The following is a 13,689-nucleotide window of genomic DNA, read 5'->3' as shown; positions in this document are numbered from 1 at the left end:
CGTCGGATACACGGAGGCGCGTATCCCCTCAGTCACTACCGAGCGTAGCCCCGCACGCACCACGGTGTGACCATGACGAACGCAATTCACTGGCCGGAGTGGGTTCCCCTGGCGGGCCACCATCTCCGCGTCTCCGGCGTCCATTTCGACGCACTGCGCATCCAGGGCGTACGAGGGGAGCAGGTCGCCGCGCGGCTGGTCGCGCAGGCGGACGGGAACGCCGGCCCCGTCATCTGCGAGGCGACGGGGTTCCGTTGGATGTACTTCCTCGTGGCGCCGGGCGCGGCGAGGGACCACAGCTGGCCGCTGGGCGTGCAGCGGTTCGGCGGGGCGGGGTGCCGCACGGTGACGTACATCGGCGTCCCGGCCCTGGCGGGCAACACGTGGCCCCTGTTCTGGTACTCGGAACCGACCCCGACCGCACCGTACGTCGTGCCGGGCCAGCTGCTGGCGGCCCTGGACCCGGTCAGTCCGTAGACTCCCCGAACTGCCAGTCCCGGTCCCGGGTACGCATGGCAGCCAGGTTCTGACGTACGACCACGGTGGTCGAGTGCTCCGTCCCCAGCACCCGAACGCAGTCGCTCAGCGTCTGCTCACACAGGGGAACCGCACGCCCCAGGTCGCCCGCCGCCTCACAAGCGCCCGCGAGGTTGTTCCGCGACAGCAGTGTGTCCGGGTGGTCCGCGCCCAACACCCGCAGCCGCGCGGCCAACGTCTCCTCATACAGAGGGATGGCGCGACCCACGTCACCCATCGCCATGTACGCCCCTGCCAGATTGTTCCGGGACAGCAGTGTCTGCGGGCTGTCCGCGCCCAGTACCCGGTCGCAGTCCGTCAGCACCTGCTCGTACAACTCAAGGGCACGGCCCACATCACCCGTCCGCATGTACGCACCCGCCAGATTGTTCCGGCACTTCAGCGTCTGCGGGCTGTCCGCGCCCAATACCCGGTCGCAGTCCGTCAGCACCTGCTCGTACAACACGAGCGCACGTCCCACATCACCCGCCGACTCGTAGGCCAAGGCGAGATTGTTCCGCGCTCCCAGTGAATTCGGGTGATCCGCGCCCAATACCCGGTCGCAGTCGGCCAGCACCTGCTCGTACAACACGAGCGCACGTCCCACATCACCCGCCGACTCATAGGCAAAGGCGAGGTTGTTCTGCGACGTCAACGTACCCGGGTGGTCCGCACCCAGCACACGGATGCTGTCCGCCAGAATCTGTTCGTACAGGGCGAGCGCACGCACCACATCGCCCTCCGCCTGATAAGCGCCCGCCAGGTTGTTCCGTGACGACAAGGTGTTGGGGTGATCCGGACCCAACACCCGCAGCCGCGCGGCCAGCGTCTCCTCGTACAAGGCGGTCGCACGACCTACGTCACCCGCCGCCTTATAGGCGCCCGCCAGGTTGTTGCGTGACGACAGGGTGTCGGGGTGATCCTCGCCCAACACCCGCTGTCGCGCGGTCAGCGTCTCCTCGTACAAGGGAAGCGCACGGCCCATATCGCCCGCCGTCCTGTACGAGAAGGCCAGGTTGTTCCGCGCCCTCAACGTGTCCGGGTGATCCTCGCCCAACACCCGCAGCAAATCGGACAACGTCTGCTCGTACAGAGAGATCGCACGGCCCACATCGCCCGCCGTCCTGTACGAGAAGGCCAGGTTGTTCCGCGCCCTCAACGTGTCCGGGTGATCCTCACCCAACACCCGCAGCAAATCGGACAACGTCTGCTCGTACAGAGAGATCGCACGGACCACATCACCGGATGTCTCATAGGCCCCCGCCAAGTTGTTGCGTAGCTTCAACGTGTCCGGGTGCGATTCGCCGAACACTCGATCGGCAGATTCCGCACCGCGGTGAAAGAGACTGATGGCCTTACGGACTTCCCCTTGACCTTCAAGGTATGACGCGACCTTATTGATCACTACGCACGTGTCCTCGGTGTCCGAGGTGTCCTCGGTGTCCTCGCCAGAACACCACGCCTCCAACAGGGCTTCGGCATGCGGCAGGAGTCTTCTCCACGTCGGCCATACAGCCACGTTGCCCAGCGGGTCGCCCTGGAGCATGTCGCACATCCGAGCCGCAGCTCGGTCGCGGGCCTTTGTGATCAGGGAATCGGTGCGGTGCGGGTCATCCTCCGACGGTGTGCGGGCCACTGTCTGGACGAGGCGGTGGACGCCGAGCGTCGAGCGGTCGAGGGTGATCATGTTGTAGTTGGCCAGGAGGGCCAGGAGCGCGGCCAGGTCGACGGGGTTCTCGGCGAGTGGCGTGAAGAGGTCGCGGGGGATGCCCGTCGGGGCGTACCAGGCGGCGATCCGTAGGAGGTCCACCGCGCGCGGGTCCCGCTCGTGGAGCGCGTCCAACGTGATGCGCCAGATCCGGGCCATCGTCCGTGCGGGGTCCGAGCCCTCGGGGGCGGCGTCCGTCGTGTGCCGCGCGTACGCGCGGAGCATCTCGCGGTACTCCCCGATCGTGATCGAGGTCTGCGCGATGAAGGCGCCCGCCTGCTCCAGGGCGAGGGGCAGGTGGCCCAGCTCGTCGGCCAGCGCGCGGGCCTCTTCCTCTTCGTCGCCATCCGTCAGGCGGGCGAGCAGGTCCAGGGACGCTTCGGCGTCCAGTACGGGGAGTGGGATCGGCTCGCCCGACCAGCCTCCCTTGCAGCGGCTGGTGATCAACTGGCGTCCCGCGTTCCGGAGTTGGCCCGTCACCGCGCGAACGTCCTCCGGCCTCTCCACGTTGTCGAAGACCAGGAGCCAGCCCGGGTGGGTCTGTAGCCAGCCGATGGCCCAGGATGCCGCCTGTGCCGTGGCGAGGGCGGGCGCGCGGTCACCCCTCAGACGTGCCGCGAGCGCCGCCAGGCCCGTGTCGATCAGCTCGGGTGTGTCCGCGGGGATCCACCACACCAGCCGGTACGCGTTCCGGTGGTCGTGGGCGTAGTGCAGTGCCAGCGTCGTCTTGCCGACGCCGCCCAGCCCGTGCAGGGTCTGCGTGATCGTCTGGGAGTCCTCGGAGAGGGCCAGGCCCAGCGCGGCGAGCGCCTCGTCCCGACCGACGAAGATGCGCGACGGAAGGTCGGGGAGGTTATGTATCCCCCTGGGCACCTCGACGTCGTACGCCGTGCGCGGGGGCCCCGTGTCGGACGCCGCGCTGACGTCCTCCAGGACCAGGTCCCCGCCCGCCGCCTTCACCGCCATCGCGAACCCGGGCCGCGCGGCGAGCGACGCCACGGAGACGGCGGTGAGCTGATCGGCCTCGTAGTCCCGCGCCCGGTCGGTCGTGACGACGCCGATCAACCGGCCCCGCGCGAACAGCGCCGCGCCGGACGTCCCCGCCCAACGCGACGTGCCGTCCGGCTTGCTGGGGGCGGCGACCCCGTCCACGTACACCGTGATGCGCTCACCGCCGGACTTCAGCCCGGTCAGCGATTCGACATGCCCCCGGATCTCCTTGGTGTCATGGACCCCGTCCCGCACCTCCGACCGCGGAAACCCGACCGCGAGGCAGCCGAGTCTGCTGTCGGCGACGGCCGGATCGATGCGGCCCCACCGCATCGGGGTGGCACCGGGCGGCAGCGGCGTCCAGGACGCGCCCGTGACGTAGATCAGTGCCGCGTCCTGCTGCGAATCCGGACTCTGCTCCGGCCAGAGCAGCTCGGCCTCGGTCCACTGCTCGTGGCCGTCCGGGCCGAGTCGGCGGACCTCCAGCCGCCCGACGCCCCGGACATTGTGCAGCGCCGTGAGGACGATCCGGTCCACGACCAAGTACCCGGTCCCGGCGCACCTCGCCCCCGGGTTCCAGATCTCCACGACCCGTCGTACGTCCATGACGTGGCCGCCGCCCTACCGGGGGCGCTCCCCCACGTCGTCCCCGACCTGCGCGTCCTCACCCGTCTCCGAGTCGACCGGCTGCAACGTCACCTTGAGCCGGTTCACCGTGCCCTTGGAGCGCGCCGCCTTCGCCTCGTCCGCCATGGCCCCCACCTCTAGCGTGGTTCTGTGCTTCAGCGTAGCGCCGTGTCACAGCAAAGAAGGCTGGTCCGGGGCGAGTTGACCACCTCATGCCGCGCCGCCGACCCGATCCCCGTACTCGATGGACACCGTGAGTCTCGCGCCGAGCGCCGCCGCGTACGAGCGCATCGTCTCCAAGTTGTGGATCTCGCCCCGCTCGACCTGTGAAACCCGTGCCTGTGAGATCCCGACCGCCTCGGCGACGTCCGCCTGTGTCAGGTTCTGCTCTTCGCGGATCTCCCGCAGATGATGCCCGAGGACGTGTGCCTCGGTGGCGGTGCGGGCCGTCTGCTTGCGGCGCTCCGACTCGGCGTCGGACACGTCGGGCGCGTTCTCCCGCATCCGGCGCTTCACCTCTGCCCAGCTGCTGTACTCACCCATCAGACGCCTCCGCCCTCTCCTGCACCGTCCCGTGACGCCAGGTACTCGTCATAGCGCGCCTCGGCCACGGGCATCGCCTCCTGGTACCAGTCCCTCCAGCGTCCGGCCTTTAGAAGGAAATCCTTATATGCTCAGCTCAACGAGTGAATGGGGGCCATTTGTGGGTCAGGGCCCTACTTGACCGTCCGCAGCCCCAACGGCCCCGCGATCTCCTCCGCCATGACCCGGCCCGCTTCCTCCTCCAGGCCGTCCGCCTGGAGGTCCTCGTCCGTGTCCAGGCCGTCCAGGTCTTCCAGGGGCTGGTTCAGGCGGACGTGGGCCACCAGGGACTGGAGGGCTCGGAGGGCGCCGGAGGCTGTGGAGCCCCAGTTGGAGAAGTAGGAGAACTGCCACCACCAGAGGGCTTCCGTGGTGCGGCCCGCGCGGTAGTGGGCCAGGCCGTGGCAGAGGTCCGCGACCACGTCGGCCAGGTCGTCCGAGATGCGGCAGGGCACCGGGGCCTTGCGGGGCTCGTACGGGTCGAAGACCTCGGAGTAGACGTCGATCGGGTCGAGGAGGGACGCGAGGCGTTCGCGGAGGTCGTCGACGTCCTGCTCGGGGCCCAGGTCCGGTTCGTAGCGCTCCTCGGGGACGATGTCCTCGTGCGCGCCCAGGCGGCCGCCCGCCAGGAGGAGCTGGGAGACCTCCAGGAGGAGGAAGGGGACCGCCGAGTCCGGCTCGTCGCCCTTCGCGACCTCCCTGACCGAGACGATGAAGCTCCCGATCTGGTCGGAGATCTGGACGGCGAAGTCGTCCGGGTTGTCGGTCACGGTGTTCAGCGTCGCGTCAGACATCTAGGAGTCGTCTCCCCTCGAAGGCGCGGCCCAGGGTGACCTCGTCCGCGTATTCCAGATCTCCCCCGACAGGGAGTCCGCTGGCCAGGCGGGTGACCTTCAGGCCCATGGGCTTGATCATGCGCGCGAGGTACGTCGCCGTCGCCTCGCCCTCCAGGTTCGGGTCCGTGGCGAGGATGAGCTCCGTCACCGTGCCATCGGCCAGGCGCGCGAGGAGTTCCCGTATGCGCAGGTCGTCCGGGCCGACGCCCTCGATCGGGCTGATCGCGCCGCCCAGGACGTGGTACTTGCCCCGGAACTCGCGGGTCCGCTCGATTGCCACCACGTCCTTCGGTTCCTCGACCACGCAGATCACCGAGGGGTCGCGGCGGGGGTCGCGGCAGATGTTGCAGAGCTCTTCCTGCGCGACATTCCCGCAGGTCGCGCAGAAGCGGACCTTGTCCTTGACCTCGAGGAGGGCATGGGCGAGGCGGCGTACGTCCGTGGGCTCCGTCTGGAGGATGTGGAAGGCGATCCGCTGCGCGCTCTTGGGACCGACGCCGGGCAGCCTGCCCAACTCGTCGATGAGGTCCTGAACCACGCCTTCGTACACGGAACGCCTTTCCCGTAGTGCTGTCGGCAGCTGTCCTGCCGAGGGTGCCGGTCTTCTACGTACCGTAGTTGGCCGGGGGGTTTCTTAGAAGGGAAGCCCCGGGATGCCGCCACCGCCGCCCAGGCCCTGCGCCAGCGGGCCCAGCTTCTCCTGCTGCAGCGCCTGCGCGTTCTCGTTGGCCGCCTGGACCGCCGCGACGACGAGGTCCGCCAGCGTCTCCGTGTCCTCGGGGTCGACCGCCTTCGGGTCGATCACCAGGCCGCGCAGCTCGCCGGAGCCGTTGACCGTCGCCTTCACGAGGCCACCGCCCGCCTGGCCCTCGACCTCCGTGCGGCCCAGTTCCTCCTGCGCCGCCGCGAGGTCCTGCTGCATCTTCTGGGCCTGCTGGAGCAGCTGCTGCATGTTGGGCTGGCCACCACCGGGGATCACGATCAGCTCCCTTTCGTACGGGTCCGTTTGTGCGGGTCCATCTGGCGGGGTTGCCGCCAAGAACGAGCCTACGTGGTCGGCGGGCGGGTCGCCCCAGCACTCTTTCGAGTGAGATCCAGCGTCCTCCTATACCTGATCAAGCAGCTCTTCCAGGCGGAAAAGCCGTGAAACAGGGCTCATGGCCACCCATTGGGCGGTAGGAATTGGGGTCGATACGCGTGATCTCGTTGGAGGAGTGCCGGGTGAGCCAGCCGGAGATGCAGCCCGAGGGGGTGCCCCCCGAGCCCCCCGAGGGGCAGGGTTCTGGGGGCTCGGGGGGCACCCCATCAGGGGCCACCCCATCGGGGGGCGCCCCCTCGCGGGATTTGACCGGGCGTGCCTTTCCCCTCGGTGACTGGGGCGACCCCGCCGGGCGGCTCGACGAGCTCTACCGCTGGGTGGAGCGGGGCGCCCTGAACACCGCCGACTGGTACCTCACCGACCGCGGCAGGAAGCGGCGCGCCGCGCGCCTGCTGCGCGTGGGCGCCGCCCTGGGCGCCGTGGGCGCCGGCGTGCTGCCGCTGCTCGACCTGGCGGGAGCGGGGGCGGGGAGCCAGGGGGCCACCGGTGGCCTCGCCGGATGGGGGTTCGTGTCGCTGCTCCTGGGGGTCGCGTGCGTGGGCTGCGACCGGTTCTTCGGGCTCACGTCCGGGTGGATGCGGGACGTGGCGACCGCGCAGGCCGTGCAGCGGCGACTGCAGGTGCTTCAGTTCGACTGGGCCTCGGAGAGCGTGCGGGAGGTCCTCGGGCCCACGGACGGCACCGCCGGGGAGGCCGCCGAGCGGTGCCTCGGGGTGCTGCGGAAGTTCACCGACGACGTGACGGAGCTCGTGCGCGCGGAGACCTCCGACTGGATGGTGGAGTTCCGGGCCGGGCCCGTGCCGCCCGCCATGCACGCGACGGTGCCGGGCGGGGCGCCGCGCGAGGCACCGGCCTCCCCCGGGCGGTTTCCGCTGCCGCCAGGGGCCCGGCCCAACATGCCCCGGCAGCGGCCCCCCGAGCCCCGGTGACCCGAGCGGCGTTCTACCTGCGCCAGAACAAGTGGTGGGTCACTCCGCTCGGGCTCGGCACGACCTCCAGGTGGTAGCGGTCGGTCAGGTCCTCGGGCGAGTTCCAGAGCCTTACCCCCGCCCCGAGCTTCATCGGCGCCATCGCCACGTGCAGCGTGTCCACCAGGTCCGCCTCCAGGAACTCGCGGACGATCGAGGGACCGCCGCCGAGCCGGACGTCCTTGCCCTGCGCCGCCTCCTTCGCCTGCTCCAGGACCGTGGCCGGGTCCCCGGCGACGAAGTGGAACGTGGTGTCGGAGAGCGTGAAGGAAAGGCGCTCGTGGTGGGTCAGCACGAACACCGGGGTGTGGAACGGGGGCTCGTCGCCCCACCAGCCGCGCCACTCGTGGTCCTGCCACGGCCCGCGCTGAGGGCCGAACTTGTTGCGGCCCATGATCTCGGCGCCGATGTTGTGGCTGAAGTCGCGGGTGAAGTAGTCGTCGAGGCCGCGGGTCCCGCCGTCGTCCGTGCGGTTCGGCCAGCTCGCCGTCGCGCCGGCCCAGGCGGACATCTCCCGGGGGTCGGCGTGGCCGAACGGGCGCTCCAGGCTCTGGCCCTCTCCGGTGCCGAAGCCGTCCTGCGACACCATGAAGTTCTGGACCTTCAGCAGCTGCCGCCGCTTCTGTTTCCGGTTCACGTCGCTCCTCCATCGTCTGTACGTACGCGCGTGCACGCGCGTACGACAGTCAGACCGGGCCGGGCGCCCGAACTCATCGCTAGCTGTAGATGATCATTGAGCCCTGCGCCAGACTCCGTGTCGCCGCCGCGTGCAGTCCCAGCCACACGTGGCGCTCCCGCGCGAAGGGGCTCTCGTCCGGCGGGGGCGGAGCCGCGGGCTCCTCCAGGGACGTGGGGGCCGACGGCGGGGCCGGGGCCAGCGGGGGGTTGGCGGCGTCTATGCCGATCGACGGGGCGACGTACTCCAGCTCCCGCAGCAGCGCCTGCGAGGAGCCCAGCGGGCCGCCGCCCGCGAGGAGCTCGTCGTTGGAGAGCGGGGCCGGGAAGTCCACGGGGACGTACGCCCCCGCGTGGTCGTAGTGCCAGACCAGGTGGGACTGCTGGGCCGTGGCGTCGAACATCTCCAGGAGCTGTTCGTAGTCCCCGCCCAGCTCGTCCACGGGCGTGACCTCGAGGCCGCAGATCTGGAGGAGGTAGGCGCGGCGCAGGAAATGCAGCGCGTCGTAGTCGAAGCCCGCGACCGGGGCGACGTCGCCGGACAGGCCCGGCATGTAGGCGAAGACGGGTACGGGCGGGAGGCCCGCCTCGTGCAGTGCCTTGTCGTAGACGGCGAGCTCTTCCGCGAACGGGTTGTCGGCGCTGTGACACAAGACGTCGACGAGCGGAACCAGCCACAAGTCGCAGGCCAAGAAGGTCTCCTCGGGTCGGGTGGGGGCGGGAACGGTTACGTGCACGTGCGGTTACGGCAGGGACGTGTCCACGACCGCGGGCACACGCCCGCCCACGACCGCGGGGACGCGACCCGGCCCCGCGTGCAGGCAGCGTAGCCGCGCTCCTGTCCCCTAACTGCCCTTGCGCAGGTCCCATATCCATACGCCGCCCACCCACTTTCCGGGACGGCCGAGAAGTGCGTCCACGGTCGCGCGCAGTTCCCCGTCGTTCTGCTGCGGGGCCAGGACGAGGAGGCCCGCCTTCCAGTACTCCAGGTCCTGGCGGACCGCCTCGCGCCAGGCGGGCGTGACCTCGGGGACGCGGCCCGAGGAGCGGACGTCGCGGAGGAGGGTGGAGGTGTTGCGGGGCGAGGGGCCGTAGATGCCGACGCGGTCCGGGCCCCAGGGGCCGTTGAAGTAGCCGCCGGGGATGCGGAAGCCCAGGTCGGCGTCGACCTGCCAGTGCAGGCCCTCCGCGTTGGCGGGGTCGGGGACCGGCACCGGGACGAGGGTCTCGCCCTCGCCCAGATACGTCCGCCAGGTGCCCTGCGCGATGAACGGCGGCACGTCGACCCGGTCCACGGCCTTCAGCGGCGCGGGGAAGATCGGCAGCAGCGCGAGGGCGACGGCCGCCACTCCCGCGAGGCGGTGTGCGCGCCGCGGAGCGCGCAGCAGTTGGGCGAGCGCCAGCGCGAGCAGCATGCCGAGCGCCGGGGCGCACACCATCGCGACCCGCGACTCGATGACGGACTCGAAGAGAGGTCGGCCGGAAAGCACCGCCCACGGCCCCGGCAGGACGATGTCGGTCAGCGGAACGCGGAACTTCGGCCCGAGCGAGAGCAGCGCGGCCCCGAGCACGGTGAACGCCAGCGCCTTGACGACCGTGCGCTCCCAGAGGCGTACGACGATCGCGAAGGCCAGGGCGGCGAGCGGCCAGCCGTAGAAGGCGTTCTGCTCGGTCGGGTTCATGGCGAGGTGGTCGGCGGTCTCGTGGCTGCCGGCGAGCGAGCGCTCCGCGAAGGAGAAGAAGGCGAGCGGGCTGTTGCCCACGTTGTCGCCGTGCAGCACGCTCTTGTAGCTCTGCGGCCCGAAGAACTGCCAGTAGAGGGGGAACGCGACCAGGGGGACCGTGACCGCGAGGGCGATGGCGAGGCCGCGCGCGAGCGGGCGCCAGGCGGCGCGTGCCACGTCGCGGCGCACGGCCGCGTACGCGAGCGCGAAGAGCAGCATGCCGAGCGCCGCCAGGAGGAGCGGCTCCTCGCCGAGGAAGATCTGGTACGTCGTGCAGAGCCCGAGGACGACGCCGTCGCGTACGACGCGCGTGCCCTCGCAGAGCCGCAGTGCCCTCTCGATGATCAGCGGGATCATGAAGAGGACGATGAAGTTCGGGTGGGCGTTGGCGTGGCTGACCATCGGGGGCGCGAACGCGGCGAGGGCCGCGCCGACGGCGGCGGCGCCCCGGTGCGGGACGAGGCGTCTGCGGATCAGCGCGTACCAGCTGACGGCCGTGGCCGCGAGGCCGCCGGTCATCGCCACGTTCAGGGCGACCGCCGGGCCGAGGAGCCAGGTCACGGGGGCGAGCGGCACGGACAGGCCCAGCATGACCGTGTTGGCCATGAGGTTCACGCCGTCCGGCACGTTCTGGAGGGTGGTGAACAGGGGGTTGTTCAGGTGGCGGACGTTGTCCGCCGTCACCGCGAAGAACCACTCCCACTGGTTCTGGTCCTGGAGCGAGTCCGGGATGTAGCGGTGGGCGGGAGCCGTCCAGCGGCTGGAGTAGAGGGTGACCGACAGGGTCAGGAAGAGCAGCGCGACGAGGAGGTCGGCCCGGCGGACCGAACGGGCCTTGAGGGTCGTCAGCTCGGCGAGGACCTTCACGTAGTCGAGGGGCCTGACCTTCGATCCCTCCTGGTGGGACCAGCGCACGGGCACCTCGGCGACGGGCCAGCCCGCCCGCTCGAAGTACTGCAGTATCTCGACGTCGATGCCCCAGCCGTGCAGCCGGGACGCGGTGAACGCCTCACGGGCCCGGTCGCCGTCGAAGAGCTTGAAGCCGCACTGGGTGTCGCGGATTCCGGGGACGGCGACCGACCGTATGAGGAAGTTGCCGGTACGGCCGAGGAGCTCGCGCAGCCGGTGCTGGTGGGTGTCGATCGTCGCGCCGGGGCGGGCGCGGGAGCCGATCGCGGCCGCGTGGCCGTCGGTGAGCGCCTTGTCGAGGTGGTCGAGCTCCTCGATGGGCGCGGCGAGGTCGGCGTCGGTCACCAGGACACGGCGGCCGTACGAGGCGAGGACGCCGAGCCGCAGCGCGTGGCCCTTGCCGCGGTTGCGGCCGCCCCGCAGGAGCTGGACGCGGGGGTCCGCGGCGGACGCCTCCGCGGCGATCTCCGCGGTCCGGTCGGTGGAGCCGTCGTCGACGACGATCAGCTCCCAGGCGCCCCGGTAGGTCGTCTCGAGGTGGTCACGGAGCGCGTCGAGCGTGGGGCCCAGGCGCTGCTCCTCGTTGTAGGCGGGAACGACGACGGACAGGTCCACACTCATGCAGCGGCCAGCCGCTCGATCAGGGACAGGGAGTGCGCGTTGTACTCCCTGACGATCTCGTGGGCCGCCCGCGGATCCTTGCGCACCAGGGCGTCGACGAGCTCGGTGTGCCGGGACCAGAGCAGGCCGCGCAGGTCACCGCCGTTGATGTCGCTCCAGCGGCGGAGGTGGGTGACGGCGCAGACCCAGGACTTCACGCGCAGGCGGTGCAGGAAGTCGGAGAGGTAGGCGTTGCCGAAGAGGGCGCTGAGCTCGCGCCAGAAGCGGAGGTCGTAGCCGATGAGGACGGTCAGGTCGCCCGCGCAGGCGGCGCGGGCGGCTTCCTCGCCGCGGCGGCGTACGGAGAACAGGGCGTCCGCCGTGTCCCTGCGGGCGCCGTGTGCCGTGAGGTCCCGGAAGATGCCGTCGGCGATGAGGGCGCGGGCCTGCAGCATGCCGCGGTAGTCGTCCAGGGTGTGTTCGTGGACGCGGAAGCCGCGGTGCTGGTCGGCGTCCAGGAGGCCCTGCGCGGTGAGGTTCACGAGGGCCTCGCGGACGGGGGTCGCGGAGACGCCGTACTGCTCGGCGATCTCCTTGACCGTGAACTCCTGGCCCGGCTCCAGCCTGCCGGCCAGGACCTCGTCGCGGAGGGCGTCGGCGATCTGCTGACGCAGAGTGCTGCGGATGACGGCGGGGCCGTCGGTGCCGGGCATCTGGATTCCCCCGCGGAGTCTGGCGTGGTCGTCTTGCTTACGAGCACGCCAGACTACGCGGTCGGGGTTCCGGCCCCGGGAGCGCGCACGGCACCCCCACCTGAGCCGTCACCCCAGGTGAGGGGCGCTATACGGTGTGTTCGTCCGCCACTGAAAGCGCCGCGTCCAGAGCCGCGAGACCTTCCTTGGCCTCCGTCTCGGTGATGGTGCAGGCGGGGACCACGTGGGTGCGGTTCATGTTGATGAACGGCCACAGGCCGTGCTTCTTCGCGGCGGCGCCGAACGCGGCCATGGGGGCGTTCGCCTCGCCGGTGGCGTTGTAGGTCACGAGCGGCTCGCGCGTCTCCCGGTCCTTCACGAGTTCCAGGGCCCAGAACATGCCGACGCCGCGCACCTCGCCGACGGACGGGTGGCGCTCGGCGAGCTCGCGCAGGCCCGGCTCGATGAGCCGGGCGCCGAGGTTCGCCGCGTGGTCGACGATGCCCTCCTCCGCCATGACGTTGATCGTGGCGACGGCGGCGGCGCAGGCCAGCGGGTGCCCGGAGTACGTGAGGCCGCCCGGGTAGGGGCGCTTGGCGAAGGTCTCCGCGATCTCGCCGGAGATGGCGACGCCGCCGAGCGGTACGTAACCGGAGTTCACGCCCTTCGCGAAGGTCATGAGGTCCGGCGTGACGTCGAACAGGTCCGCGGCGAACCACTCGCCGGTGCGGCCGAAGCCGGCCATGACCTCGTCGAGGATGAAGACGATGCCGTACTTGTCGCAGAGCGCGCGGACGCCGGCGAGGTAGCCGGGCGGGGGGATCATGATGCCGGCGGTGCCGGGGATCGTCTCCAGGATGATCGCGGCGACGGTCTGCGGGCCCTCGTAGACGATCGTGTCCTCCAGGTGCTGGAGGGCGCGCTCGCACTCCTGCGCCTCCGTCTCCGCGTAGAAGCGGGAGCGGTAGAGGAACGGCGCCCAGAAGCGGACGACGCCCGCCGTGCCGGTGTCGGAGGCCCAGCGGCGCGGGTCGCCGGTGAGGTTGATGGCCTGGTGGGTGCCGCCGTGGTACGAGCGGTAGGCCGAGAGCACCTTGGGGCGGCCCGTGTGCAGGCGGGCCATCCGGGTGGCGTGCTCGACCGCGTCGGCGCCGGCGTTCGTGAAGAAGATCTTGTCCAGGTCGCCGGGGGTCCGCTCGGCGATGAGGCGTGCGGCCTCGGAGCGGGCTTCCACGGCGAAGGCGGGGGCGAACGTCGTCATCGTCGCCGCCTGCTCCTGGATGGCGGCGACGACTTTCGGGTGCTGGTACCCGATGTTGGTGTAGACGAGGCCGCTGGTGAAGTCGAGGTAGCGGTTTCCGTCGTAGTCCCAGAAGTAGGCGCCCTCGGCACCGGCGATGGCCGGCGGGTCGATGAGCTCCTGCGCGGACCAGGAGTGGAAGACGTGTGCGCGGTCCGCGGCCTTCACGGCGGCGCCGACCTGGGGATTCGGCTGAGGGGTCATGGGGCCGAGGGTAGATGTCCACGGAGTGGACGGGACATGGGCGTCTTGTCTCACGTGACGTGTGGAACCCGACAGAGTGTCGCGTGGCGGGGCGGCTTCCCCGCCTCCGTTCGTGCGGGGCCACACGGGGCTCGCTCCCCCGGGGGGGCGGTGGCTTTTCGGCCGCGGGCCGGTGGGGGCTGGTCGCGCAGTTCCCCGCGCCCCTGGGTCACCCGGGGCTCGGGTGCCGTGTTGCCCGGGTGCGGGCCGGTGGGGGCTG

At 70.8% G+C, this 13,689-nt stretch carries 13 protein-coding genes; 2 read left to right on the top strand and 11 right to left on the bottom strand.

The features are described 5' to 3' along the window. Positions 1 to 72 precede the first annotated feature (72 nt). The gene (locus AC07DO_RS13195) at positions 73 to 477 is read left to right on the top strand and encodes a hypothetical protein (RefSeq protein ID WP_479059251.1); all 405 of its coding nucleotides are present in this window, start codon (positions 73 to 75) and stop codon (positions 475 to 477) included. Here the strand turns inward: AC07DO_RS13195 and fxsT are convergent. The 6 genes from fxsT to AC07DO_RS13165 form a co-directional block, all read right to left on the bottom strand. After that, on the bottom strand, positions 467 to 3,820 hold the full coding sequence (gene fxsT, locus AC07DO_RS13190; RefSeq protein WP_479059249.1) for an FxSxx-COOH system tetratricopeptide repeat protein: 3,354 nt from the start codon (positions 3,818 to 3,820) through the stop codon (positions 467 to 469). The two genes, AC07DO_RS13195 and fxsT, sit on opposite strands and share 11 nt — an antisense overlap. Positions 3,821 to 3,835: 15 nt before the next feature. Continuing rightward, on the bottom strand, positions 3,836 to 3,967 hold the full coding sequence (locus AC07DO_RS13185) for a hypothetical protein (protein ID WP_479059248.1): 132 nt from the start codon (positions 3,965 to 3,967) through the stop codon (positions 3,836 to 3,838). An 84-nt stretch (positions 3,968 to 4,051) separates the two neighbouring features. Beyond that, entirely contained in the window at positions 4,052 to 4,384 is a 333-nt protein-coding gene (locus tag AC07DO_RS13180; protein WP_479059246.1) for a helix-turn-helix domain-containing protein, read from the bottom strand. Between the two features lie 173 nt (positions 4,385 to 4,557). After that, the gene (locus tag AC07DO_RS13175) at positions 4,558 to 5,217 is read right to left on the bottom strand and encodes a DUF5063 domain-containing protein (RefSeq protein ID WP_479059244.1); all 660 of its coding nucleotides are present in this window, start codon (positions 5,215 to 5,217) and stop codon (positions 4,558 to 4,560) included. Then, positions 5,210 to 5,809 carry a recombination mediator RecR gene (recR, locus tag AC07DO_RS13170; protein WP_268772516.1) on the bottom strand — a complete coding sequence of 200 codons (600 nt, stop codon included), beginning with the start codon at positions 5,807 to 5,809 and terminating at the stop codon, positions 5,210 to 5,212. Before recR ends, AC07DO_RS13175 begins: the two co-directional genes overlap by 8 nt. Before the next feature lie 84 nt (positions 5,810 to 5,893). Beyond that, a complete protein-coding gene (locus tag AC07DO_RS13165) occupies positions 5,894 to 6,238 on the bottom strand; it encodes a YbaB/EbfC family nucleoid-associated protein (RefSeq protein ID WP_479059242.1) in 345 nt (114 codons plus the stop codon). 242 nt (positions 6,239 to 6,480) lie between these two features. Between AC07DO_RS13165 and AC07DO_RS13160 the strand changes: the two genes are divergently transcribed. Next, positions 6,481 to 7,287 (top strand): SLATT domain-containing protein, encoded by an 807-nt coding sequence (locus tag AC07DO_RS13160; protein ID WP_479059241.1) that lies wholly within the window; start codon positions 6,481 to 6,483, stop codon positions 7,285 to 7,287. 13 nt (positions 7,288 to 7,300) lie between these two features. Here AC07DO_RS13160 and AC07DO_RS13155 read toward each other — a convergent pair whose 3' ends face one another. From AC07DO_RS13155 to AC07DO_RS13135, 5 genes are all read right to left on the bottom strand, one after another. Continuing rightward, the gene (locus AC07DO_RS13155; RefSeq protein ID WP_479059728.1) at positions 7,301 to 7,915 is read right to left on the bottom strand and encodes a dihydrofolate reductase family protein; all 615 of its coding nucleotides are present in this window, start codon (positions 7,913 to 7,915) and stop codon (positions 7,301 to 7,303) included. 127 nt (positions 7,916 to 8,042) lie between these two features. Continuing rightward, a complete protein-coding gene (locus AC07DO_RS13150; protein ID WP_479059239.1) occupies positions 8,043 to 8,693 on the bottom strand; it encodes a hypothetical protein in 651 nt (216 codons plus the stop codon). Between the two features lie 153 nt (positions 8,694 to 8,846). Continuing rightward, the gene (locus AC07DO_RS13145; RefSeq protein WP_479059238.1) at positions 8,847 to 11,255 is read right to left on the bottom strand and encodes a dolichyl-phosphate beta-glucosyltransferase; all 2,409 of its coding nucleotides are present in this window, start codon (positions 11,253 to 11,255) and stop codon (positions 8,847 to 8,849) included. Further along, a complete protein-coding gene (locus tag AC07DO_RS13140; protein WP_479059237.1) occupies positions 11,252 to 11,947 on the bottom strand; it encodes a GntR family transcriptional regulator in 696 nt (231 codons plus the stop codon). Before AC07DO_RS13140 ends, AC07DO_RS13145 begins: the two co-directional genes overlap by 4 nt. 127 nt (positions 11,948 to 12,074) lie before the next feature. Continuing rightward, the gene (locus AC07DO_RS13135; RefSeq protein ID WP_479059236.1) at positions 12,075 to 13,430 is read right to left on the bottom strand and encodes an aminotransferase class III-fold pyridoxal phosphate-dependent enzyme; all 1,356 of its coding nucleotides are present in this window, start codon (positions 13,428 to 13,430) and stop codon (positions 12,075 to 12,077) included. Between the last annotated feature and the right edge of the window lie 259 nt (positions 13,431 to 13,689).

It is taken from the genome of Streptomyces sp. NPDC045678, assembly GCF_056432085.1.
This window is presented reverse-complemented; position numbering and strand designations above follow the sequence as displayed.

Bases quoted from the DNA above. Each gene is read 5' to 3' on its own strand.
- fxsT (WP_479059249.1), bottom strand. From the start codon at position 3,820: ATGGACGTACGACGGGTCGTGGAGATCTGGAACCCGGGGGCGAGGTGC.
- AC07DO_RS13175 (WP_479059244.1), bottom strand. From the start codon at position 5,217: ATGTCTGACGCGACGCTGAACACCGTGACCGACAACCCGGACGACTTC.
- AC07DO_RS13135 (WP_479059236.1), bottom strand. From the start codon at position 13,430: ATGACCCCTCAGCCGAATCCCCAGGTCGGCGCCGCCGTGAAGGCCGCG.
- AC07DO_RS13180 (WP_479059246.1), bottom strand. From the start codon at position 4,384: ATGGGTGAGTACAGCAGCTGGGCAGAGGTGAAGCGCCGGATGCGGGAG.
- AC07DO_RS13155 (WP_479059728.1), bottom strand. From the start codon at position 7,915: ATGGTGTCGCAGGACGGCTTCGGCACCGGAGAGGGCCAGAGCCTGGAG.
- AC07DO_RS13140 (WP_479059237.1), bottom strand. From the start codon at position 11,947: ATGCCCGGCACCGACGGCCCCGCCGTCATCCGCAGCACTCTGCGTCAG.
- AC07DO_RS13185 (WP_479059248.1), bottom strand. From the start codon at position 3,967: ATGGCGGACGAGGCGAAGGCGGCGCGCTCCAAGGGCACGGTGAACCGG.
- AC07DO_RS13145 (WP_479059238.1), bottom strand. From the start codon at position 11,255: ATGAGTGTGGACCTGTCCGTCGTCGTTCCCGCCTACAACGAGGAGCAG.
- AC07DO_RS13195 (WP_479059251.1), top strand. From the start codon at position 73: ATGACGAACGCAATTCACTGGCCGGAGTGGGTTCCCCTGGCGGGCCAC.